The following is a 23,523-nucleotide window of genomic DNA, read 5'->3' on the forward strand; positions in this document are numbered from 1 at the left end:
GCTGCCCTCAAGCTAAGGTTGAAGATGATGCGGAGCAAGGTGACAGGTGCGCAGCGTTGGGTCGTGAAGATCGGCAGCGCTTTGCTGACGGCGGATGGCAAAGGGCTGGATCGCGCGGCAATGAGTGTCTGGGTCGAGCAGATGGTGGCTTTGCACGAGGCCGGCGTCGAGCTGGTGCTGGTGTCCTCCGGGGCAGTGGCGGCGGGCATGAGTCGCCTCGGCTGGACCGCGCGACCCAGTGCGATGCACGAGCTCCAGGCCGCCGCTGCAATCGGTCAGATGGGTCTGGTGCAAGCCTGGGAATCGAGCTTTGCCGAGCATGGCCGGCACACCGCGCAGATTCTCTTGACCCACGACGACCTGTCCGATCGCAAGCGCTACCTGAACGCCCGCAGCACCTTGCGCGCGCTGGTCGAGCTGAAAGTCATCCCGGTGATCAACGAGAACGACACTGTGGTCACCGACGAAATCCGCTTCGGCGACAACGACACGCTTGCAGCGCTGGTGGCCAACCTGGTCGAGGCCGATCTGCTGGTGATCCTGACGGATCGCGACGGTATGTTCGACGCCGATCCGCGCAATAACCCTGACGCCCAGCTGATTTACGAAGCGCGCGCCGATGATCCGACGCTGGATGCGGTGGCGGGCGGTACCGGTGGTGCGCTGGGGCGTGGCGGCATGCAGACCAAGCTGCGCGCGGCGCGTCTGGCGGCGCGTTCCGGGGCGCACACCATCATTGTCGGCGGGCGTCTGGAGCGCGTGCTCGATCGCCTGAAGGCGGGTGAGCGGATTGGTACGCTGCTGTCGCCTGAGCGCGGCATGCTCGCGGCGCGCAAGCAGTGGCTGGCCGGTCATCTGCAAACCCGTGGCACGCTGGTGCTGGATGATGGCGCGGTTTCCGCTCTGTCTCAGGGCAATAAAAGCCTGCTGCCGGTCGGGGTCAAACTGGTTCAGGGCAGTTTCCGTCGCGGCGAAATGGTGGTGTGCGTGGCGCCGGACGGTCGAGAGATTGCCCGTGGCCTGGCAAATTACAGCGCGCTGGAAGCACAAAAAATCATCGGTCAGTCGTCGGATGCGATTGTCGGTTTGCTGGGTTACATGGCTGAGCCGGAACTGGTTCACCGTGACAACCTGATTCTGGTGTAAGGAAAAACGCGATGCGTATGGCAAAAGGATTGTTGGGCTTGTTGATGGTGTTGCCGTTGCTGGCCTCGGCCGAGGAAATCGGCCAGGTGTCGACGGTGTTCAAGTTTGTCGGGCCGAACGACCGGATCGTGGTCGAGGCGTTCGATGATCCGAAGGTCGAGGGTGTGACCTGCTACCTGTCGCGCGCCAAGACCGGTGGTGTGAAGGGTGGGTTGGGTCTGGCCGAGGATCGTGCCGAGGCGTCCATTGCTTGCCGCCAGGTCGGGCCGATCAACTTCAGGGGCGAGTTGAAGGATGGCGAAGAGGTTTTCAAGGAGCGCACTTCGCTGGTGTTCAAGACCATGCAGGTGGTGCGCTTCCTCGACAAGAAGCGCAATACGCTGGTCTATCTGGTCTACAGTGATCGTCTGATCGAGGGTAGTCCGCAGAATGCGGTGACTGCGATTCCGATTTTGCCGTGGGCGTCAGCTCATTAATCACGCGTAAAAAAAGAGGAGTCGGTTGGCTCCTCTTTTTTTTGCCTGCGATTTACCGAAATCAGAGCAAATCGCAGGCAATAAAAAACCGACCCTGAGGTCGGTTTTTTAATGACTACGTCGCTTAGGCAGCTTCTTTCAGTGCCTTGACGTGGCCATTCAGACGGCTCTTATGACGAGCAGCCTTGTTCTTGTGGATGATGCCTTTATCGGCCATGCGGTCGATAACTGGCACAGCCAGAACGTATGCAGCTTGAGCTTTTTCAGCGTCTTTTGCGTCGATGGCCTTAACTACATTCTTGATGTAGGTACGAACCATGGAACGCAGGCTGGCGTTGTGGCTGCGACGCTTCTCAGCCTGTTTTGCACGTTTTTTGGCGGAAGGTGAGTTGGCCACCGTCGAGCTCCTCGAAAGACTTTTTAGGAAATAGCAAACAAAATAGGCCGCGAATCATGCCGATGAGTTGAAGTCTTGTCAAGGGCGCTTGAAACGTTCCGCTAAGTGGTAGGCGTGGTGCGACGGGATATTTCTTTCCGGCGTGTGACCTGTAAACTCGCGAGCTTTGGCTCTGTGCTGTTGCGGCGCGGAGTATCGCACAAGTGGGCGCGTTATTCGCCTGCTGTTTATCGACAGGCACACATTCCTTCAATGAATCTGCTCAAATCGTTGGCCGCCGTCAGCTCTATCACGATGCTTTCCCGGATTCTCGGGTTTGTTCGCGACACGCTCATCGCCCGCACCTTCGGCGCCGGAATGGCGACCGACGCCTTCTTCATCGCCTTCAAACTGCCCAATCTGCTGCGCAGGATTTTCGCCGAGGGCGCGTTTTCCCAGGCTTTTGTGCCTATCCTGGCCGAGTATAAAAGCCAGAAGGGCGAAGAGGCGACCCGCACCTTTATTGCCTACGTTTCCGGTCTGCTGACGCTGGTGCTGGCGCTGGTCACCGCGCTGGGCATGATTGCCGCGCCCTGGGTGATCTGGGCCACAGCGCCGGGTTTCACCGATACCCCGGAAAAATTCCAGCTGACCTCCGACCTGCTGCGAGTGACCTTCCCTTATATATTGCTGATCTCCCTGTCTTCCCTGGCAGGTGCGATCCTCAATACCTGGAACCGTTTCTCGGTGCCGGCATTCGTGCCGACCCTGCTCAACGTCAGCATGATCGTGTTTTCGCTGTTCCTGACGCCGTATTTCGATCCACCGGTCATGGCCCTCGGCTGGGCAGTGCTGGTCGGCGGCCTCGCGCAGCTGCTCTACCAACTGCCGCACCTGAAAAAGATCGGCATGCTGGTACTGCCGCGCCTGAATCTGCGCGATACCGGTGTCTGGCGGGTCATGAAGCAGATGTTGCCGGCTATCATCGGCGTCTCGGTCAGCCAGATTTCCCTGATCATCAACACTATTTTCGCCTCGTTCCTGGTGGCGGGCTCGGTGTCGTGGATGTATTACGCAGACCGTTTGATGGAGCTGCCGTCCGGTGTGCTCGGTGTGGCGCTGGGCACGATCCTGCTGCCGACATTGGCCAAGACCTACGCCAGCAAGGATCGCCACGAATATTCGCGGATTCTCGACTGGGGCCTGCGCCTGTGCTTCGTGCTGGTGCTGCCGTGTGCGCTGGCGCTGGGGATCCTGGCCGAGCCGTTGACGGTTTCGCTGTTCCAGTACGGCCAGTTCAGCGGGTTTGATGCGGAAATGACGCAGCGGGCATTGATTGCCTATTCTGTCGGTCTGCTCGGGATAATCGTGATCAAAGTGCTGGCGCCGGGCTTTTATGCGCAACAGAACATTCGGACACCGGTAAAAATCGCAATCTTCACCCTGGTGGTGACGCAGCTGTTCAACCTGGTGTTGATCGGTCCGCTGGCCCACGCCGGTCTGGCGTTGGCGATCAGCGCCGGTGCCTGCCTGAACGCCGGGCTGCTGTTCTATCAACTGCGCAAGCAACAGATGTATCAACCACAGCCGGGCTGGCTGAAGTTCGGTTTCAAGCTGGTGGTTGCGGTGGCGGTGATGTCGGCCGTGCTGTTGATCGGCATGCATTTCATGCCCGCGTGGGATCAGGGCCACATGCTTGAGCGCTTCCTGCGTCTGGGCGCGTTGGTGGTTGCCGGCGTGATCGCTTACTTCGGCATGTTGCTGCTGCTCGGTTTCCGCCTGCGCGACTTCAATCGCAAGGCCTTGAGCTGAGGTTTCACCCCTGAAAGACGGGCGCGAGCCGGCAGTTTTGTCGGCTCGATCACTTTGGGTTACGGTGTTGCCTGTCGTCGGCCGTCGGGTGTGGTTATAATCGGCCACTTTATGAGCAAGAAGCGCGTTATGCAGCTGGTTCGAGGCCTCCACAATCTGCGCCCCCAGCATCGGGGCTGCGTCGCCACTATTGGCAACTTTGACGGTGTTCACCGTGGTCACCAGGCCATCCTGGCCCGACTGCGTGAGCGTGCGCTCGAGTTGGGCGTACCCAGCTGCGTGGTAATTTTCGAGCCGCAGCCACGGGAGTTTTTTGCCCCGGAGACCGCGCCGGCGCGTCTCGCCCGGTTGCGCGACAAGCTGCAACTGCTGGCCGCTGAAGGTGTCGACCGGGTCTTGTGTCTGGCCTTCAACCAGCGCTTGAGCAAGCTCAGCGCCAGCGAGTTCGTCGATACCATCCTGGTCGATGGCCTCGGCGTGCAGCATCTGGAGGTCGGTGATGATTTCCGCTTCGGTTGCGACCGCCTCGGCGATTTCGATTTCCTGTTGCAGGCCGGCCAGGTTCACGGTTTTACCGTCGAAGCCGCGCAAACCGTCGAGCTGGACGGCATTCGTGTCAGCAGCACTCAGGTGCGCAACGCGTTGGCCGCCGCCGATTTTGCTTTGGCTGAGCGTCTGCTCGGCCGCCCGTACCGGATTGCCGGTCGCGTGCTGCATGGCCAGAAACTGGCCCGCCAACTGGGTACGCCCACGGCGAACATTCAACTGAAACGCCGTCGCGTGCCGTTCACCGGGGTTTACCTGGTCGACGTCGACATCGACGGCAAGACCTGGCCCGGCGTCGCCAATATCGGCGTTCGGCCCACGGTCCAAGGTGATGGCAAGGCCCACCTTGAAGTCCATCTTTTAGATTTTGCCGGCGATCTGTATGACCGGCGTTTGACGGTGGTTTTCCACCAGAAGCTGCGTGAAGAGCAGCGTTTCGCCTCCCTGGAGGCATTGAAAACGGCGATCAGCGCGGATGTCGCCGCCGCCCGTGCACTAGCCGCACCTAGCGCCCATCGCTAATGAAGAGCCTTAAATGACCGACTATAAAGCCACGCTAAACCTTCCGGACACCGCCTTCCCAATGAAGGCCGGCCTGCCACAGCGCGAACCGCAGATCCTGCAGCGCTGGGACAGTATTGGCCTGTACGGAAAGTTGCGCGAGATTGGCAAGGATCGTCCGAAGTTCGTCCTGCACGACGGCCCTCCGTACGCCAACGGTACGATTCACATCGGTCACGCACTGAACAAGATTCTCAAGGACATGATCATCCGCTCGAAGACCCTGTCGGGCTTCGACGCGCCGTATGTCCCGGGCTGGGATTGCCACGGCCTGCCGATCGAGCACAAGGTCGAAGTGACACACGGCAAGAACCTGGGCGCGGACAAGACCCGCGAACTGTGCCGTGCCTACGCCACCGAGCAGATCGAAGGGCAGAAGACCGAGTTCATCCGCCTCGGCGTCCTGGGCGACTTCGCCAATCCGTACAAGACCATGAACTTCAAGAACGAGGCCGGTGAAATCCGCGCCCTCGCCGAAATCGTCAAGGGCGGTTTCGTGTTCAAGGGCTTGAAACCGGTGAACTGGTGCTTCGATTGCGGTTCGGCCCTGGCCGAAGCGGAAGTCGAGTACGAGAACAAGAAGTCCTCGACCATCGACGTAGCGTTTCCGATCGCTGACGAGGCCAAACTGGCCGCCGCATTCGGTCTGCCGTCGCTGGGCAAACCGGCCTCGATCGTGATCTGGACCACCACCCCGTGGACCATCCCGGCCAACCAGGCGCTCAACGTTCATCCGGAATTCACCTACGCCCTGGTCGACATCGGCGACAAGCTGCTGGTGCTGGCTGAAGAACTGGTCGAATCCTGCCTGACCCGTTACGGCGTCGAAGGCACCGTATTGGCCACCGCACCGGGTTCGGCGCTGGAACTGATCAATTTCCGTCACCCGTTCTATGACCGTCTGTCGCCGGTGTACCTGGCCGACTACCTGGAACTGGGCGCCGGCACCGGCGTGGTTCACTCCGCCCCGGCCTACGGCGTGGACGACTTCGTGACCTGCAAGAAATACGGCATGGTCAACGACGACATCCTCAACCCGGTACAGAGCAACGGCGTCTACGTGCCGTCGCTGGAATTCTTCGGCGGCCAGTTCATCTGGAAGGCCAACCCGGCCATCGTTGAAAAACTGACCGAAGTCGGTGCGCTGCTGCACACCACCGTCATCGAACACAGCTACATGCACTGCTGGCGCCACAAGACCCCGCTGATCTACCGCGCCACCGCGCAGTGGTTCATCGGTATGGACAAGGAGCCAGTCAGCGGCGACACCCTGCGTGTACGCTCGCTCAAAGCCATCGAAGACACCAAGTTCGTTCCGGCCTGGGGCCAGGCGCGCCTGCACTCGATGATCGCCAACCGTCCGGACTGGTGCATCTCCCGTCAGCGCAACTGGGGCGTGCCGATCCCGTTCTTCCTGAACAAGGAAAGCGGTGAACTGCACCCACGTACCGTCGAGCTGATGGAAGAAGTCGCCAAGCGCGTTGAAGTCGAAGGCATCGAAGCCTGGTTCAAACTCGACGCGGCCGAACTGCTGGGCGATGAAGCGCCGCAGTACGACAAGATCAGCGACACCCTCGATGTCTGGTTCGACTCGGGCACCACCCACTGGCACGTCCTGCGCGGTTCGCACCCGATGGGCCACGAGACCGGTCCGCGTGCCGACCTGTACCTGGAAGGTTCGGACCAGCACCGTGGCTGGTTCCATTCGTCTCTGCTGACCGGTTGCGCCATCGACAACCACGCGCCGTACCGCGAGCTGCTGACCCACGGCTTCACCGTGGACGAGTCCGGCCGCAAGATGTCCAAGTCCCTGGGCAACGTGATCGCGCCGCAGAAAGTCAACGACACCCTGGGCGCCGACATCATGCGTCTGTGGGTCGCGTCGACCGACTACTCCGGCGAAATGGCCGTGTCCGAGCAGATCCTGCAGCGCAGCGCGGACGCCTATCGTCGTATTCGTAACACCGCGCGTTTCCTGCTTTCCAACCTGACCGGCTTCGACCCGGCCACCGATCTGCTGCCGGCCGAAGACATGCTGGCGCTGGATCGCTGGGCGGTGGATCGCACCCTGCTGCTGCAACGCGAGTTGCAAGAGCACTACGGCGAATACCGTTTCTGGAACGTCTACTCGAAGATCCACAACTTCTGCGTGCAGGAGCTGGGTGGTTTCTACCTGGACATCATCAAGGATCGCCAGTACACCACCGGCGCCGACAGCAAGGCCCGTCGTTCGTGCCAGACCGCGCTGTTCCACATCTCCGAAGCGCTGGTGCGCTGGATCGCGCCGATCCTGGCGTTCACCGCCGACGAGCTGTGGCAATACCTGCCGGGCGAGCGCAACGAATCGGTGATGCTCAACACCTGGTACGAAGGCCTGACCGAGTTGCCGGAAGGCTTCGAGCTGGGTCGCGAGTACTGGGATCGCATCATGGAAGTGAAGGTGGCGGTCAACAAAGAGATGGAAATCCAGCGCGCGGCCAAGGCCGTCGGTGGCAACCTGCAAGCCGAAGTGACGCTGTTCGCCGAAGACGCGCTGACTGCCGACCTGGCCAAATTGAGCAACGAGCTGCGCTTTGTCCTGATCACCTCGACTGCCACAGTTGCGCCGTTCGTGCAGGCTCCGGCCGACGCTGTGGCCACCGAAGTCAGCGGCCTGAAGCTGAAGATCGTCAAATCCGCCTTCCCGAAATGTGCCCGTTGCTGGCACTGCCGCGAAGACGTTGGCGTGAACCCGGAGCATCCGGAAATCTGCGGCCGTTGCGTGGACAACATCGATGGCGCCGGCGAGGTTCGTCACTATGCCTAATGCCGTTGGCCGTTTCGGACGGCTGAGCTGGCTCTGGTTGAGCTTGCTGGTTCTGGTCATCGACCAGGCCAGCAAGTTCTACTTCGAAGGCAAGCTCGAGATGTTCCAGCAGATCGTGATCATCCCTGATTACTTCAGCTGGACCCTGGCCTACAACACCGGCGCTGCCTTCAGCTTCCTCGCGGACAGCTCCGGCTGGCAGCGCTGGCTGTTCGCGCTGATCGCGATTGTGGTCAGTGCGGTGCTGGTGGTCTGGCTCAAGCGCCTGGGCCGCAACGAAACCTGGCTGGCCATCGCGCTGGCGCTGGTGCTGGGCGGCGCACTGGGCAACCTTTATGACCGCATTGCCCTGGGCCATGTGATCGACTTCATTCTGGTGCACTGGCAGAACCGCTGGTACTTCCCGGCATTCAACTTCGCCGACAGCGCCATCACCGTTGGTGCGGTGATGCTGGCACTGGACATGTTCAAAAGTAAAAAAACCGGAGAAGCCGTTCATGACTGAACAGGTATTGGCTGAGCAACGCATCGGCCAGAACACGGAAGTCACCTTGCACTTTGCATTGCGCCTGGAGAACGGCGACACGGTCGACAGCACTTTCGACAAAGCCCCTGCGACTTTCAAGGTCGGCGACGGCAACCTGCTGCCGGGTTTCGAGGCTGCGCTGTTCGGCTTCAAGGCTGGCGACAAGCGTACCCTGACCGTCGAGCCGGAAAACGCCTTCGGCCAGCCGAACCCGCAAAACGTACAGATCATCCCTCGTTCGCAGTTTGCGGACATGGAACTGTCGCCGGGGCTGCTGGTGATCTTCAACGATGCGGCCAATACTGAGCTGCCGGGTGTGGTGAAAGAGTTCGACGACGCGCAAGTGACCGTTGACTTCAACCACCCGCTGGCTGGCAAGACGCTGACCTTTGACGTGGAAATCTTCTCCGTCAAAGCGCTCTGAGTAACACAGCAGAACCCCTGTGGGAGCGGGCTTGCTCGCGAATGCTGACTGACATTCAACATAAAAGTTGTCTGGCACACCGCTTTCGCGAGCAAGCCCGCTCCCACAGGGATTGCAATGATCTATTTTCTTGCGCGCAAGACACGAGGCACAGCATGCAAATCAAACTCGCCAACCCCCGTGGCTTCTGCGCCGGCGTGGACCGGGCGATCGAAATCGTCAACCGCGCCCTGGAAGTCTTCGGCCCGCCGATCTATGTGCGTCATGAAGTGGTGCACAACAAGTTCGTGGTCGAAGACCTGCGCAGTCGTGGCGCGATCTTCGTCGAAGAGCTGGATCAGGTGCCGGACGATGTCATCGTGATCTTCAGTGCCCACGGCGTCTCGCAAGCTGTGCGTAGCGAAGCCGCCGGCCGTGGCCTGAAAGTGTTCGACGCCACCTGCCCGCTGGTGACCAAGGTGCACATCGAAGTCGCGAAATACAGCCGCGACGGCCGTGAATGCATCCTGATCGGCCACGCCGGTCACCCGGAAGTCGAAGGCACCATGGGCCAGTACGACGCCAGCAATGGCGGCGCGATCTACCTCGTCGAAGACGAGAAGGATGTCGCCGAGTTGCAGGTGCGCAACCCCGACAAGCTCGCCTTTGTCACCCAGACCACGTTGTCCATGGATGACACCAGCCGTGTCATCGATGCGCTGCGTACGCGTTTCCCGGCCATTGGCGGGCCGCGCAAGGACGATATCTGCTACGCCACACAAAACCGTCAGGACGCGGTCAAGCAACTGGCCGACGAATGCGACGTGGTGTTGGTGGTGGGCAGCCCGAACAGCTCCAACTCCAACCGCCTGCGTGAGCTGGCCGAGCGCATGGCCACGCCGGCTTATTTGATCGACGGCGCCGAAGACCTGCAGAAGAGCTGGTTCGACGGTGTCGAGCGTATCGGCATCACCGCCGGCGCCTCCGCCCCGGAAGTTCTGGTACGTGGCGTGATCCAGCAGTTGCAGGCCTGGGGCGCCACCGGCGCCGACGAACTGGCCGGGCGTGAGGAGAACATCACGTTCTCGATGCCTAAAGAGCTGCGCGTCCGTTCGATCTGATCGCTTTATCCTTTCGGCACAACGCCTGTTCAGCCTTTTGGCTGGCCAGGCGTACGCGACCGGTCGCCGCCAGCACCACCTGGAGCTGGCTGACCGGTTCACGAGCCGAACATAGATGTATCGTCCCCGCCTGAAACTTGCGGTCCGGCACCAGTGGCTGGCCCAGGCTGCTGAACCGTATGTACCGGCTCACCAGCCAGTTGCCGACAATCGGTATATTTCCATCACTCGCCTGCTCGATCAGCAATGGATTACCCGCATCCGCCGGCCCCTTTCCATTGAGATCCAGAATGATCCGCCAGCCCTGACCCCAGTCACCGTTGATGCCATGAATCACCACGCTCTGGTTGCGCGTGATGGCCATGCTCCGGGCATTACGAATCCCGTCGAGCAGAGACTGCGCGGCCTGCTGCCGTCGGTTTGATTCGGTGAAGTCCGCCAGCGCCGGACTGACCAGCGACAGAACAATTGCGCCGATCGCCAGTCCCATAAGCAGTTCGACCAGACTGAAACCCTGTTGCGGCATGTGCGCCTCCTCCCTGGATTGTGCATGGCGGCGCAATCCGTGCGCCGCACGCGGTAAATCAACCGGCGCATGCCGGTCGAATGTTCTAGGTTTGTACAGGTATAGCCGACGGCAACGGAGGGCATCGATGGATCATCGTACAAAAGGTTTCACGCTGATCGAGCTGTTGGTGGCGGTCGCGGTGTTTGTGATCCTGATCACGATGGCGGTGCCGGCATTCACCCGTTCGGTGCAGGGCAGCAAGGCCGACACCGAGGTCGGCGACCTGCAACGGGCCCTCAACTACGCCAGGCTCGAGGCGATCAACCGGGGCGTCACCACTCGCTTGCGGCCGAGCGCCGGCGGCAGTGTCTGGACCGGCGAGTTGTCGGTCTACGACAGTACTGGCACTCCGGCCAATGTATTGCGGGTTGTTCCAGCAATGAGCAGCGGTGCGACTCTGACGCTACCCTCTGGGGTGACCGCGCTGGATTTCAACAATCTGGGCGGGCTGGCGGCGCCATCCACGGCGGTGGTGATCAGTTACACGCTGGGCACGCAAAGCAGGACGCTGAACGTGTGTCTGAACGGACGAATTCAATTGGGTGGAAGTTGCGGATGAGGGCAGGGAGCAAGCACGCACAGGAGGGCATGACGCTGATCGAAGTGCTGGTCGCGTTGTTGATTCTGACGGTCGGGTTGCTGGGCGCGGCGGCGGTTCAGCTCAATGCGCTGAAGTACACCGACAGCTCGCGGATGACCAGCCAGGCGAGTTTCATCGCCTACGACATGATGGACCGGATTCGCGCCAATTCCGGCGCCGACTACACCGTGACACCACCGACCACGGGCAATCTGAGTGCCGCCCGGGATCAGGATCTCTACGATTTCAGCACCAACATCGTCAATTTCGGCGGCCCGACCGCCACCGGCAGCATCACCCTCAATCAGCGCGTGTACACCATCACCATCACCTGGAGTGACGCGCGCGCCGCCAATACGACCGGTGCAACCCGCAGCTTCGTCCTGACCAGTCGCGCCGCGGTCGATCCGGTGACCACACCATGAAGCGCCAAAACCTGGGTTTCGGCCTGATCGAAATGCTGGTCGCTCTGGCGCTGGGGCTGATCGTGGTGCTCGGCGTGGTGCAGATCTTCCTGGCGGCGAAGAACACTTACGTCACTCAGAACAGTGCGGCCGCCATGCAGGAGGACGCGCGGTTTGTGCTGAGCAAGATGATTCAGGAGCTGCGCATGGTGGGCATGTTCGGCTGCCTGGGCACGATTACCGATTCCAGCTCGGCGGGGGATTTCACGGCGGCCCAGATCATGCCTATCAGTTGGGACAACGCCAACCTCAAGCTGACCCTGGTCACCGCTGATGTCGGCAGTGCGGGCGGGACCCCGACCTGGACGGTGGTCTCCGATTGCCGCAACAGCGCCATTGCTTATACCGGCGCACGGGCGGCAGCGACGGGGCAGATCGCGTTCCCGATCCGTCGGCTGGTCTACAGCTTCAGCAACAACCAGATTCTGATGGGCACTGGCAGCGGCAATCCGGCCCAACAGGTGCTTGTGAACAACGTCAGTGCATTTACCGTGACGTTCGGTCTGGCGAGTTCCGCGACCGATGTTGCGGCGTCCACCTACAGCGCCAACCCCGGTGATCCGGCGCGGATTCGCAGCGTGCGCCTGAGCCTGACCCTCACTGACCCGAACAACCGGGTCAGCAATCAAACCTTCAACGTGGTTGCCGCCTTGCGCAACCGCTTGCAGTGAGGGGCGAACGATGAACGTTTCTCTCCATCGGCGGCGGTCCCAGGGCGGCATGGTGCTGCTGGTCAGTCTGGTGTTTCTGCTACTTCTGACGGTGATCGGCCTGTCATCGATGCAGAGCGCCAACCTGCAGGAAAAAATGGCCGGCAGCGTGAGTTTGCGCAATCAATCGTTCCAGACTGCCGAGGCGGCGCTGCGCATCGGCGAAAGTGCGGTGCAACTGGATGGCTACGCGCTGGCGGTGTGCGCCAGCCCTACCCAGTGCGCGCCGCCGGCGGAGTCCTCGGTGGTCAGCGCGGCCGGGTTCAATTCCACGTCGGGGGTCACCTGGATCGCCGCCGGCAGCGGGTTTTACGGAGTACAGAACATCGGCACGACCCTGACGGCGGTGAACGTACCGAGCAACACCTCGGCGACGTTGTACCGGGTCACGGCCGTCGGCATCGCCGGCACTTCGCGCAGTGTGGTGGAGAGTGTCTATGCGAAGTACTGAGCGACGCTTCAAAGGGTTGTCGCTGCTGCTCGGCATGTTGACCGGGCTCTATCTGGCGGCACCGGCGTATGCTTTCACGCCGTCCGACTCGCCACTGTTGAGCGCGGCCGCCGTGCCACCGAACGTCATGTTGATGATCGACGACTCGGGCAGCATGAATAGCATCATCTATGCAGCAGGGTTCGATCCGACCGTGGATCGCACGCCGGCCCGTCAGTGCAACGCGGTCATCGGCCTGTGTCTGAGCTCGACCGCCATTACCGGCGATACGATCTTTCTGTCGAGCCTGCCGACCTCCGGCTGCTCCGGCGGCGCCTATGCGTTCTACAACAACAGCCTGACACCGCTCTGCCTGAAGCTGCCGGATCCGGTGGGCAGCGGCAATACCCGTTATTCGGCGGATTACATTTCCTACGTGGTGAGTCTGGCGATCAACAACGGCACACGCGACTTCACCACCGGGGCGATTCCCAACGATTACCGGATCAACGTGGCGCGCAACGTCTCCACCGCACTGGTCACCAGCAACCGCAACCTGCGCATGGGCCTGGCCACCTTCAATCCGGCCACCAGCAACAACCCCGGCAACGGCGGTTTCATTGCCCGCTCCGTCAGCGACCTGTCACCGGTCAGCGGCAGCGTGACCCAGGCCCAGGCCGACACCAACTACAACGCACTGATTTCCTCGATCAACGGCCTGAGCGCGGTGGCCAACACGCCGCTGGCCGAGACCTACTACGAAATCACCCGCTACATGCGCGGGATGGCGCCGTACTACAACAGCACGCCGAGCACTTACACCAGCCCGATCCAGTACCGCTGCCAGAAAAACTACGGGGTGGTGATCACTGATGGTTTGCCGACCTATGACCGCACCTTTCCCAGCAACGACCCGCTGGGTGGCAGCCGCTTGCCGAACTGGGACGGCATCAACAATGACGGGAACAACCTCAACGGGGACGGGGAGGGCGATACGCTGTATCTGGACGATATCGCCAAGTTCGCCTTCGACATCGACATGCGTTCCACCGGCACCGATGCAGCGGGCAAGAGCTGGAACGCGGTGGATTTCCCCAGGCAGAACATGAACACCTACACCGTGGGTTTCACCGCTTCCAACGACATGCTCTCGGATGCCGCCGATTACGGACAGGGCCGCTACTACCAGGCGACCGACAGCGCCGGCCTGAATGCCGCGCTGTCTTCGGCGTTGAGCGACATCACCTCGAAGGCCGGTTCCGGCGGCAGCGGCGTGGCCAGTGGCACCACGCTGGCGAGCGGCACCAGTTATTTCCAGACCAGCTATGACCCCAAGGACTGGCGCGGCACGATCAAGTCCTTTGGTTTTACCTCGGCCGGGGCGGTCAGCACCTCGGCGGTATTGTGGACCACCGACACGGCCATCGTGCCCGGTGCCACCGCGCCGACCTACCAGTCGTGGAACTCCCTGAACAACGCGGCGGTGACGCTGGCCTACGGCAACTTCTCCCCGGCCCAGCAGACCGTTCTCAGCCAGGGTTTGCCTACCGGCATCAGCGGCATCGACCTGGTCGAATGGAGCAAGGGCAACAACAAGGCCGGGCTCAAAGTGCGCAGCGTGTTGCTCGGAGACATCATCAACTCGCCGCTCGTTTTGGCTTCGCCCACGGAAAAAACCGCTTCCGATCTGGCCGGTGACACCACCTACAGCACCTACCTGACCACCAAGGCTTCGAACATGAATGCCAGCCTGGTGGTGAACGCCAACGACGGATTTGTCAGCGTCATCAACTCGGCCAACGGTACCCGACGCTATGCCTACATGCCGTCCAGCGTATTGCCCTCGCTGCGCCTGATTGCCGATCCGAACTACGTCAATGGCGTCAGCCACAAGTTTCTGGTGGATGGTCAGATCGGTGTGTTCGATGCGCAATTCGGCACGGCCTGGAAAACCCTGGCCATCGGCGGGACAGGAGCCGGTGGCAAGACTTTCTATGGGCTTCAACTATTCGACGCCTCGGCGGGCAACGTCATTCGTGCCTTGTGGGAAGTCAGCGCGCCGGCCACTGCCAGCACTTCCAACGCTTTCAATGATCTGGGTTATGCCTATGCCCGTCCGGAAGTGGCACGCTTGGCCGATGGTCGCTGGGCGGCGTTCATTGCCAACGGTTACGGCAGCAACTCCGGGGTGGCGGCGCTGTATGTTCTGGATGTGCGTGACGGCTCGCTGATCAAGAAAATCGTCATCGACAGTACGGAAACCGCCAACGGCTTGTCCTCGGTGAAGCTGCGGGTCAATTCGCAGAACGTGGTGCAGGCGGCGTATGGCGGTGACTTGAAGGGGCGGTTGTGGAAGTTCGACCTGAGCGCCACGTCCTCCGACAGCTGGGGCGTAGCTTTTTCCGGCAAGCCGTTGTTCACCACGGCCGGCGGGACGAGTCAGCCGATCACCGCGCAGCCGTTACTGGCGGACAACGCTCTGGGCGGCAAACAGATTTTCGTTGGCACCGGCAAGTTCAACGAAGCCGCCGACAAGACCAACAAGGATTTGCAGGCGTTCTATTCGGTGTGGGATGCCGATGGCGGGTCGGGCCAGATCACGGTCAGCAGTTTGCAGGCGCAGGCGATTACCGGGGTGTTCTCCGGCAGTACCGGGCAGTTCGTCACCACCAGCCAGAACGACACGACTTATCCGGCGGAGAAGGGCTGGTATCTGCCGCTGGTGTACAACAACGCCTTGACTGGCGAACGGGTGATCAATCAGGCCAGTCTGGTGCTGGGACGCATCGTGTTCACCACGGCCAGTGTCGATACCACCGACCCGTGTTCCAGTTTCGGTACCGGCAAACTGATCGAACTCGATGCGTTCAGCGGTAAGATGCTCAACTACGCGGTGCTCGACACCAATGCCGATGGCGTGGTCGACAGCAACGACACGATTTCCAGCGGCGTGGTGTTCACCGGCGGTATCCCGACCCTGAACGCCATCGTCAACGGTGCATCACGCAAGGTCGTGAACGATTCCAGTGGCGGTATCACCACCCTGGTGGAAAAATCCGGCGGCGGCAGCCGTCGCATAATGTGGCGACAAATACAGTAAGTGAGAGTTGAGGCATGCGCAGATCCAACCGAGGTTTCACCCTGATCGAAATCATGATCGTGATTGCGATCATCGGTATCGTCATCACCATCGGCTATCCGAGTCTCACCGAATACGTGAAGAAGGGCCGCCGTGCCGACGTCGTCAGCACTTTGTCGGAGCAGGCACAGATCCTCGAACGCTTCTACTCGAAGAATAACGTCTACACCGGTGTCACCGGGTTGAGCACCGGCAACGATTTCTACACCATCACGCCGACGATCACCGATCAGACCTTCCTGCTGACCGCGACCCGCAAGACCGGCACGGCCATGGCCACTGACAAGTGCGGGGATTTCACCCTCACCAACACCGGTGTCAGAAGCATGAACAACGCGACCACCGGGCTGACCACCAAGGATTGCTGGGGCCGCTGAGCCGCATTATTTCGGGCGCCTTTTGCGCCCACTGTCTTTTTTACGGTTGGATCAAACATGACCAGGCAACAGCAAGTGGTGATTGTCGGTGGCGGGGTGATTGGCCTGCTTACGGCGTACAACCTCGCCTCCGAGGTCGGCAGCGTGGTGCTGCTGGATCGTTCGAGCGTCGGCCAGGAATCGTCCTGGGCCGGCGGCGGTATCGTCTCTCCGCTGTACCCGTGGCGCTATAGTCCGGCCGTCACCGCGCTGGCGCATTGGTCACAGGATTTTTATCCACAGCTGGGCGAGCGTCTGTTTGCCGATACCGGGGTCGATCCCGAAGTGCACACCACCGGCCTGTACTGGCTGGATCTGGATGACGAAGCCGAAGCGCTGGCCTGGGCCGCGCGGGAGGACCGTCCGCTACGGGCTGTGGATATCTCGGCGGCGCATGATGCGGTGCCGGTGCTCGGTGGCGGCTTTTCCCGGGCGATCTACATGGCCGATGTGGCCAACGTGCGCAATCCGCGGCTGGTGAAGTCTTTGAAAGCGGCTTTGCAGGCGTTGCCGAACGTGACGATTCACGAGCAGTGCGAAGTCAGCGGGTTTGTCCGTGATGGCGAGCGGGTGGTGGGCGTGCAGACCTCCACTGGTGTGATCCCCGGTGATCAGGTCGTTCTCACCGCAGGTGCGTGGAGCGGCGAACTGCTCAAGACCCTGGACCTGTCGCTGCCGGTGGAACCGGTCAAGGGCCAGATGATTCTCTACAAGTGCGCGGCGGATTTCCTGCCGAGCATGGTGCTGGCCAAGGGGCGCTACGCGATTCCGCGCCGCGACGGGCATATTCTGATCGGCAGTACGCTGGAGCACGAAGGCTTCGACAAGACCCCGACGGACAGCGCGCTGGAAAGCCTTAAGGCATCGGCAGTCGAGTTGTTACCGGCGCTGGCCGATGCCGAAGTGGTGGGGCACTGGGCCGGGCTGCGACCGGGTTCGCCCGAGGGCATCCCTTACATTGGCCGGGTTCCGGGGTTTGACGGTCTGTGGCTGAACTGCGGGCATTACCGCAATGGGCTGGTGCTGGCGCCGGCGTCCTGTCAGTTGTTTGCCGATGTGATGCTGGGGCGCGCGCCGATCATTGATCCGGCGCCGTATGCACCGGCCGGACGGATCTAGTCAGTTTTTTAGGGGGGCCTGATAAATCGCTTTCGCGGGCAAGTCGAATCGTCGCACCGCCGCTCCCACAGGGTACGGCGCTTTACTCAAAAGTTGAGCACGGCACAAAACTGTGGGAGCGGCGGTGCGACGATTCGACTTGCCCGCTAAGGGGCCCTCAATCCAGGCCCAGTTTCTTCAGCCTGTAGCGCATCGACCGAAACGAAAGACTCAACCGCTGCGCCGCCGCCGTGCGATTCCAGCGGGTTTCCTCCAGCGCCTGCAGAATCAGTTTGCGTTCGACGCTTTCCAGATAGTCTTCCAGATTGTCGATCTGCGTGAGATCGGCAATGCCGCCTTCAGCGGTGCCATTACCTTCACTCAGGCGTAAATCCTCGGCCTCGATCGTGCGGTTTTCACACAGGGTGTGTGCCCGCTCAAGCACGTTCTCCAGCTCCCGCACGTTGCCCGGAAAACGGTAGTTTTTCAGCGCTTCGAGTGCATGGGGGTGAAGACGTGCCGCCGGTTGCCCGGTGCCATTGGCCAGGCGCTTGAGCACATGGCCGGCCAACGCTTCGATGTCCTCGCGACGTTCGCGCAGGGACGGCACACGCAGTTCGATCACGTTCAGCCGGTAATACAGATCCTGACGGAAACGCTCGGCAGCCACTTCCGCATCGAGGTCTTTGTGCGTCGCGCAGAGGATGCGCACATCGACCACGGTTTCCTGTTGCCCGCCGACGCTGCGCACGGCTTTTTCCTGGATCGCCCGTAGCAGCTTGACCTGCATCGGCAGCGGCAGATCCGCCACTTCATCGAGAAACAGTGTGCCGCCATGGGCCGCCTGAAACAGTCCTGGTTTATCCTCCACTGCACCGCTGAAACTGCCTTTGCGGTGGCCGAAGAACTCGCTCTCCATCAACTCTGAAGGAATCGCCCCGCAGTTCACCGGCACGAACGGCTGATTGGCGCGGGGGCCTTGTTCATGAATCAATCGGGCCACCAGCTCCTTGCCACTGCCAGACTCGCCGCTGATGTAGACCGGTGCCTGGCTGCGGGCCAGTTTGTCGATCTGTTTGCGCAGGTTGCGCATCGGCGGTGAATCGCCGAGCAGCCGCCGGTCGATCGAAGTGCAGACATTGCCCGGCGCCGGCATACGCAACGCCGAGCCGACCAGCTCGCGCAGGCGCGTCAGGTCCACCGGTTTGGTCAGGAAGTCGAAAGCCCCGGCCTTGAGGGCGTTGATCGCCGTTTCCAGGCTGCCATAGGCGGTGATCATCGCCACCGGCAGTTGGGGATAACGTTGCTGAATGTGCTGCACCAGTTCCAGGCCGGTGCCGTCGGGCAGGCGCATGTCGGTCAGGCACAGATCGAAGGTCTCGCGGTGCAGCAGCGCCTGGGCTTCTGCGAGATTGCGTGCGCTGAAGGTGTCGAGTTTCATCCGTCCCAGGGTGATTTCCAGGAGTTCGCGGATATCCGGCTCGTCGTCGACGATGAGGATTTTTTGCCGTGGGCTCGTGTTCAACTTTGTTTCCGTCCGTGAGCAAAGGTGATGCGAAAGCAGCCGCCGCCTTGGCGTGATTTGAAGTCTAGGCGCGCTTGATTGCTTTCGCACAGCTCACGGGACAGATAAAGCCCAAGGCCGGTGCCTTGGCTGCTGGTGGTAAAGAACGGTTCGAACAGGTGAGCCTGTTGATCGAGCGGCACACCGGGGCCGTTGTCTTGCACTTCGAGCACGGCCAGCGTGCTCTCGGGGTCGATGGATAGCGTCAGCCAGACCTCGGCCGGATCGTGCAGCAGGGCGCTGTGGCGCCAGCCGTTGCGTAACAGATTGTCGAGAATCTGCGTGAGCTGGCCGGGATCCATCAACGTGCGGAAATCCCCCGGGCCGATGTGCAGATGAATGTGCTGGCGCTCGCCGGCCTGTTCGCGGCTCTCGCTGACGAACTGCTCCAGCCACGGCTTGAGATCCAGCCGTTGCGGCGCGCTCTGCTGACGGCGGGACAGTTGCAGGACGTTTTCGATGACTCGGTTCATGCGCTGGGAGTGGTCTTGAATGATCTGCGTCAGACGCCGATCCGCGCCGTCGAGTTCCTCGGATTCCTGCAACAGCTGCGCGGCATGACTGATGGCTCCCAGCGGATTGCGGATTTCATGGGCGATACCGGCAGTCAGGCGGCCCAGCGCGGCCAGTTTCAATTGCTGGGCCTGCTGGGCGATCTGGGCGAGGTCTTCGAGAAACACCAGGGTCTGGCGGTTCGGGCTCTGTTCCAGGGCGATGAAGCTCGGCTGCAGCTCCGGGCCGTTGCCGGCGACTTTCAGGCTTTGCGGGCGCAGGGTCGGGTTGTTCAGCCACAGTTGCAGGCGTTCGACCAATGCGCTCGAGTGCTCATCGATCAAGTCGCCTTCAAGCTGCGTTTGTCCCAGCAGGGTCCTGGCGCTGTGATTGGCCAGTTGCACCCGGCGCTGTTCGTCGAGCACCAGAATGCCGGTGCGCATGCGTTGCAGGATCAGCGCGTTGAGGGCTTCGAGCCCCACCACTTCGCTGGCGCGCAGCTCGGCCAGGTTCTCACTGACTTCGAGACGGCGCATCAATCCTTGCACCAGCAATGACGCCGCGAAGCATAGGGCGCCGAGGGTGCCGGCCTGCAGATAGTCGTTGGCGCTCAGGGAATGGCTGAAACTCAGCAGAAAGCTGAGCCCGACGATGCCGAGGGTGGCGATGGCGGCGATCAGCAAGCCGATACGTCGTCGCAGCAAGGTGTTGCTGATGGCCACCGAAACGATCAGCAAGTTGCCAATCGCACTGGCCACGCCGCCGGCCGCATAGAACACGCCGCACAGCAGCAGAATGTCGACCAGTGCCAGGCCGAACAGCTGGGCCGGGCGGCGGATGTTCTCGAGGAACACCACCAGCAGGATGTTCAGCACCAGGTACAACCAGCTGCCATTGCGCAGCCACTCGTCGTTGGCCGAGGTCAGCAGGCGGTTGTCCATGTTGCTGGAGATCAGCAACACCAGGGTGATGCCGACACTTAAACGGTACAGATGATAGAGACGCAGCAGTCGCTGGGCCTGTTTGCTGTCGGCGTTGTCAGCCTCAGCGAGCACTGGAACCGGGGCCTTGCTCAAGGTGAGCCTGGCTGCAATACCACTGTTGTTGAAGGTTCAGCGCGCGGTCGCGGGGCAGGTGCACGCCGCAATGGGCGCAGCGCACCATCGGCGCGGCATCCTGTTCGCGAGGCGATCGGGTGGACGAGGCGGGGGCCTTGAATTTGCGCCACAACCACACAGCAGCGGCGATCAAGGCAATCCAGAACAGTAAACGAAGCATGATGGGCGGCTTTTCGGCTAATGATTCGGCAGTTTAGCCAAGGACCCGACAGGCGCACAGCCCAATCACACGCCGCAATAAAAAGGGAGATCCGAAGATCTCCCTTTTTGGCATCACCGCAGTGATCAGTCGAACAGACCGAAGGTCATGTAGCTGAAGATGGAACGGTCGCTGTCGCTCGACTCCGGTTCCGGCTCTTCGATCACGTCGCCGTTTTCGTCTTTCGGCTTGAGCTCGTTCGGGATTGCGTCTTTCGCGTCCTGGAACTGCTTCTGCACGTCCTGGTTGGCGCGGGTCTCTCCCGGCGGCAGCGGCGGACGGGATTCGATCAGACCCAGGGTGGCCTTGCTCAGGAACGAACGGTTGTCGGCTTCGGCAACGCGAGGCACGAACTGACCGTCCTGCAGGCTCGGGTGGTTCGGGTAGTTGAGCTTCAGGGTTTCCAGACTGGTGGCCGCCAGTTCGTCCAGATGCAGACGCTGGTAGGCTTCGGTCATCACCGCCAGGCCGTCACCGACCGATGGGGTTTCCTGGAAGTTTTCCACGACATAACGACCACGGTTGGCAGCGGCGACATAGGCCTGACGGGTCAGGTAGTAGTCGGCCACGTGGATTTCGTAGGCAGCCAGCAGGTTGCGCAGGTAGATCATGCGCTGCTTGGCGTCCGGCGCGTAGCGGCTGTTCGGGTAGCGACTGGTCAGCTGGGCGAACTCATTGTAGGAGTCGCGGGCGGCACCCGGGTCACGCTTGGTCATGTCCAGCGGCAGGAAGCGCGCCAGCAGGCCGACGTCCTGGTCGAACGAGGTCAGGCCCTTGAGGTAGTAGGCGTAATCCACGTTCGGGTGCTGCGGATGCAGACGAATGAAACGCTCGGCGGCGGATTTTGCAGCTTCCGGCTCGGCGTTCTTGTAGTTGGCATAGATCAGTTCCAGCTGCGCCTGATCGGCATAGCGACCGAACGGATAACGCGACTCCAGAGCCTTCAGCTTGGCTGTGGCGCTGGTGTAGCTGTTGTTGTCCAGGTCCTGTTGAGCCTGCTGGTACAGCTCGGCTTCACTCAGGTTTTCGTCTACGACTTCCTTCGATGAGCAAGCAGCGGTCAATGCGAGGATGGCGATCAGCAGCAGGTGTTTCACTTGCATGGCGGCTTGCGTCCCTATGACGGCCGCTGTCTTGGGCGGGGCCGTCCTGTTATGATGAGCGCCCCGTTGAAAAGCCCCGGGGCAAAAGACGCCGTATTTAACCACAAGCGCGCAGCCGAAACCAAAGGCTGTAGCCGACGCCCAGTCCGAGCATGTCCGATAAAATTGAACTTCGCGCAGAGGTGCCGTCCGAATTGGGCGGCCAACGCCTCGATCAAGTCGCCGCCCAACTCTTCGCCGAGCACTCGCGCTCGCGCCTTTCCGCCTGGATCAAAGAAGGTCGCCTGACTGTGGACGGGGCGGTCATCCGCCCGCGCGACATCGTTCATGGCGGTGCCATCCTTGAGCTCACTGCCGAGCAGGAGGCCCAGGGTGAATGGGTCGCTCAGGACATCGAACTCGACATCGTCTATGAAGACGACGACATTCTGGTGATCAACAAGCCTGCGGGCCTGGTGGTGCACCCGGCTGCCGGTCACGCTGATGGCACCTTGCTCAACGCCTTGCTGCACCACGTGCCGGACATCATCAATGTCCCGCGCGCCGGTATCGTGCATCGTCTGGACAAGGACACCACCGGTCTGATGGTGGTGGCCAAGACCATTCAGGCGCAGACCAAGCTGGTCGCGCAGCTGCAAAGCCGCAGCGTCAGCCGGATCTACGAGTGCATCGTGATCGGCGTGGTGACCGCCGGCGGCAAGATCAACGCCCCGATCGGCCGTCACGGCCAGCAGCGCCAGCGCATGGCGGTGATGGAAGGCGGCAAGCCGGCCGTCAGCCACTACCGCGTGCTGGAGCGCTTCCGTTCCCACACCCACGTACGGGTGAAGCTGGAAACCGGTCGTACTCACCAGATCCGCGTGCACATGGCGCACATCAACTTCCCGTTGGTCGGCGACCCGGCGTACGGCGGTCGTTTCCGCATTCCGCCGGCCGCGAGCCAGACCATGGTCGAATCCCTCAAGCACTTCCCGCGTCAGGCCCTGCACGCGCGGTTCCTCGAGCTGGATCATCCGACCACCGGTGAGCGCATGAGCTGGGAATCGCCGCTGCCGGAAGATCTGGTGTGGCTGCTGACCCTGCTCAAGCAGGATCGCGAGGCATTCGTCGGATGAACTGGCTGACGCCGGACTGGCCCGCGCCGGCCAGCGTCAAGGCCTGTGTCACCACCCGCGAGGGCGGCGTCAGCGAGGCGCCGTTCGACAGCCTCAACCTGGGCGATCATGTCGATGACCGCCCGGAGGCCGTCGCCGAAAACCGTCGGCGTCTGACCGAACACTTCTCTATAAAACCTGCCTGGCTGCAGCAAGTGCACGGGATTGCCGTGGCGCATGCTGATCCGTCCGTGGTGGCCACGGCGGATGCCAGCTGGACGGCAACGCCCGGTATCGCTTGTGCGGCGATGACTGCCGATTGCCTGCCGGCGCTGTTCTGCGACCGTGCCGGCACTCGCGTTGCTGCCGCTCACGCCGGTTGGCGTGGATTGGCGGCCGGCGTGCTGGAGGCTACCCTCGACAGTCTGGATGTGCCTGCCGAAGACATTCTGGTCTGGCTCGGCCCGGCCATCGGCCCGCAAGCCTTTGAAGTCGGCCCGGAAGTCCGGGAGGTGTTCATCAATCAATTGCCCGAAGCCGAGACAGCCTTTGTCCCGAGCCACAACGCCGGCAAGTTCATGGCTGACATCTATAAGCTGGCGCGGCTGCGTCTGGCAGTCCGCGGTGTAACCGCTGTTTATGGTGGCGGTTTCTGTACAGTGGCCGATCCGCGCTTCTTTTCCTATCGCCGTGCGCCTCGCACTGGTCGCTTCGCCTCTTTAGTCTGGCTTACCCGCTAAACTCTCTGACCTGCATCAACTCCCTGACGCTTGAA

At 61.5% G+C, this 23,523-nt stretch carries 23 protein-coding genes; 17 read left to right on the forward strand and 6 right to left on the reverse strand.

Annotated features, from left to right (window positions below; genetic code table 11):
• Nucleotides 1–27: 27 nt before the first annotated feature.
• Nucleotides 28–1,146: a glutamate 5-kinase gene (gene proB / locus CAF76_RS23890; protein WP_039771715.1), complete on the forward strand. Its 1,119-nt coding sequence runs from the start codon at nt 28–30 to the stop codon at nt 1,144–1,146.
• 11 nt (nt 1,147–1,157) lie between these two features.
• Nucleotides 1,158–1,622, forward strand: coding sequence for a CreA family protein (locus CAF76_RS23895; protein WP_039771714.1), 465 nt, complete (start codon nt 1,158–1,160; stop codon nt 1,620–1,622).
• Between the two features lie 124 nt (nt 1,623–1,746).
• Here CAF76_RS23895 and rpsT read toward each other — a convergent pair whose 3' ends face one another.
• Nucleotides 1,747–2,019: a 30S ribosomal protein S20 gene (gene rpsT / locus CAF76_RS23900; RefSeq protein WP_003228351.1), complete on the reverse strand. Its 273-nt coding sequence runs from the start codon at nt 2,017–2,019 to the stop codon at nt 1,747–1,749.
• A gap of 252 nt (nt 2,020–2,271) precedes the next feature.
• On the opposite strand from rpsT, the gene murJ reads away from it, so the two are divergent.
• The 6 genes from murJ (at nt 2,272) to ispH (ending at nt 9,773) form a co-directional block, all read left to right on the forward strand.
• A complete protein-coding gene (gene murJ, locus CAF76_RS23910) occupies nt 2,272–3,810 on the forward strand; it encodes a murein biosynthesis integral membrane protein MurJ (protein ID WP_085608700.1) in 1,539 nt (512 codons plus the stop codon).
• Nucleotides 3,811–3,939: 129 nt separating this feature from the next.
• Nucleotides 3,940–4,878 (forward strand): bifunctional riboflavin kinase/FAD synthetase, encoded by a 939-nt coding sequence (gene ribF, locus CAF76_RS23915; RefSeq protein WP_007959537.1) that lies wholly within the window; start codon nt 3,940–3,942, stop codon nt 4,876–4,878.
• A 13-nt stretch (nt 4,879–4,891) separates the two neighbouring features.
• Nucleotides 4,892–7,723 carry an isoleucine--tRNA ligase gene (ileS, locus tag CAF76_RS23920; protein WP_085648733.1) on the forward strand — a complete coding sequence of 944 codons (2,832 nt, stop codon included), beginning with the start codon at nt 4,892–4,894 and terminating at the stop codon, nt 7,721–7,723.
• The gene (gene lspA / locus CAF76_RS23925) at nt 7,716–8,228 is read left to right on the forward strand and encodes a signal peptidase II (protein WP_064118729.1); all 513 of its coding nucleotides are present in this window, start codon (nt 7,716–7,718) and stop codon (nt 8,226–8,228) included. The genes ileS and lspA overlap by 8 nt, the downstream gene beginning before the upstream one ends.
• A gap of 7 nt (nt 8,229–8,235) precedes the next feature.
• Entirely contained in the window at nt 8,236–8,673 is a 438-nt protein-coding gene (fkpB, locus tag CAF76_RS23930; protein WP_170928297.1) for an FKBP-type peptidyl-prolyl cis-trans isomerase, read from the forward strand.
• Nucleotides 8,674–8,828: 155 nt separating this feature from the next.
• The gene (gene ispH / locus CAF76_RS23935; RefSeq protein ID WP_085612615.1) at nt 8,829–9,773 is read left to right on the forward strand and encodes a 4-hydroxy-3-methylbut-2-enyl diphosphate reductase; all 945 of its coding nucleotides are present in this window, start codon (nt 8,829–8,831) and stop codon (nt 9,771–9,773) included.
• Here the strand turns inward: ispH and CAF76_RS23940 are convergent.
• Complete coding sequence (locus CAF76_RS23940; protein ID WP_085648734.1) at nt 9,745–10,299, reverse strand: GspH/FimT family protein; 555 nt, start codon at nt 10,297–10,299, stop codon at nt 9,745–9,747. The genes ispH and CAF76_RS23940 overlap by 29 nt on opposite strands.
• A gap of 127 nt (nt 10,300–10,426) precedes the next feature.
• Between CAF76_RS23940 and CAF76_RS23945 the strand changes: the two genes are divergently transcribed.
• The 7 genes from CAF76_RS23945 to thiO are packed head-to-tail and all read left to right on the forward strand — an operon-like array spanning nt 10,427 to nt 17,199.
• The gene (locus tag CAF76_RS23945; protein WP_064599521.1) at nt 10,427–10,900 is read left to right on the forward strand and encodes a GspH/FimT family pseudopilin; all 474 of its coding nucleotides are present in this window, start codon (nt 10,427–10,429) and stop codon (nt 10,898–10,900) included.
• Nucleotides 10,897–11,346, forward strand: coding sequence for a type IV pilus modification protein PilV (pilV, locus tag CAF76_RS23950; RefSeq protein ID WP_085648735.1), 450 nt, complete (start codon nt 10,897–10,899; stop codon nt 11,344–11,346). The genes CAF76_RS23945 and pilV overlap by 4 nt, the downstream gene beginning before the upstream one ends.
• On the forward strand, nt 11,343–12,056 hold the full coding sequence (locus CAF76_RS23955; protein WP_085648736.1) for a PilW family protein: 714 nt from the start codon (nt 11,343–11,345) through the stop codon (nt 12,054–12,056). The genes pilV and CAF76_RS23955 overlap by 4 nt, the downstream gene beginning before the upstream one ends.
• A 10-nt stretch (nt 12,057–12,066) precedes the next feature.
• Nucleotides 12,067–12,546: a PilX N-terminal domain-containing pilus assembly protein gene (locus tag CAF76_RS23960; RefSeq protein WP_064382099.1), complete on the forward strand. Its 480-nt coding sequence runs from the start codon at nt 12,067–12,069 to the stop codon at nt 12,544–12,546.
• Nucleotides 12,533–15,625: a pilus assembly protein gene (locus CAF76_RS23965; protein WP_085648737.1), complete on the forward strand. Its 3,093-nt coding sequence runs from the start codon at nt 12,533–12,535 to the stop codon at nt 15,623–15,625. Before CAF76_RS23960 ends, CAF76_RS23965 begins: the two co-directional genes overlap by 14 nt.
• A 14-nt stretch (nt 15,626–15,639) precedes the next feature.
• The gene (locus CAF76_RS23970; RefSeq protein ID WP_085648738.1) at nt 15,640–16,041 is read left to right on the forward strand and encodes a type IV pilin protein; all 402 of its coding nucleotides are present in this window, start codon (nt 15,640–15,642) and stop codon (nt 16,039–16,041) included.
• Between the two features lie 57 nt (nt 16,042–16,098).
• On the forward strand, nt 16,099–17,199 hold the full coding sequence (gene thiO, locus CAF76_RS23975; protein ID WP_085648739.1) for a glycine oxidase ThiO: 1,101 nt from the start codon (nt 16,099–16,101) through the stop codon (nt 17,197–17,199).
• Between the two features lie 157 nt (nt 17,200–17,356).
• On the opposite strand, the gene CAF76_RS23980 is transcribed toward thiO, so the two are convergent.
• The 4 genes from CAF76_RS23980 to CAF76_RS23995 form a co-directional block, all read right to left on the reverse strand.
• A complete protein-coding gene (locus tag CAF76_RS23980; protein ID WP_064599509.1) occupies nt 17,357–18,703 on the reverse strand; it encodes a sigma-54 dependent transcriptional regulator in 1,347 nt (448 codons plus the stop codon).
• Nucleotides 18,700–20,289 carry an ATP-binding protein gene (locus tag CAF76_RS23985; protein ID WP_085648740.1) on the reverse strand — a complete coding sequence of 530 codons (1,590 nt, stop codon included), beginning with the start codon at nt 20,287–20,289 and terminating at the stop codon, nt 18,700–18,702. The genes CAF76_RS23980 and CAF76_RS23985 overlap by 4 nt, the downstream gene beginning before the upstream one ends.
• Nucleotides 20,279–20,512, reverse strand: a complete 234-nt coding sequence (locus CAF76_RS23990) for a PP0621 family protein (protein WP_085648741.1) — start codon at nt 20,510–20,512, stop codon at nt 20,279–20,281. The genes CAF76_RS23985 and CAF76_RS23990 overlap by 11 nt, the downstream gene beginning before the upstream one ends.
• Nucleotides 20,513–20,637: 125 nt before the next feature.
• Nucleotides 20,638–21,654, reverse strand: a complete 1,017-nt coding sequence (locus CAF76_RS23995; protein ID WP_007959566.1) for an outer membrane protein assembly factor BamD — start codon at nt 21,652–21,654, stop codon at nt 20,638–20,640.
• Nucleotides 21,655–21,806: 152 nt separating this feature from the next.
• On the opposite strand from CAF76_RS23995, the gene rluD reads away from it, so the two are divergent.
• Nucleotides 21,807–22,769 (forward strand): 23S rRNA pseudouridine(1911/1915/1917) synthase RluD, encoded by a 963-nt coding sequence (gene rluD / locus CAF76_RS24000; protein ID WP_011335991.1) that lies wholly within the window; start codon nt 21,807–21,809, stop codon nt 22,767–22,769.
• The gene (pgeF, locus tag CAF76_RS24005) at nt 22,766–23,488 is read left to right on the forward strand and encodes a peptidoglycan editing factor PgeF (protein ID WP_085648742.1); all 723 of its coding nucleotides are present in this window, start codon (nt 22,766–22,768) and stop codon (nt 23,486–23,488) included. Before rluD ends, pgeF begins: the two co-directional genes overlap by 4 nt.
• Nucleotides 23,489–23,523 lie beyond the last annotated feature (35 nt).

Source organism: Pseudomonas sp. B40(2017) (assembly GCF_002112855.1).
Taxonomy (GTDB): Bacteria; Pseudomonadota; Gammaproteobacteria; order Pseudomonadales; family Pseudomonadaceae; genus Aquipseudomonas; species Aquipseudomonas pharyngis.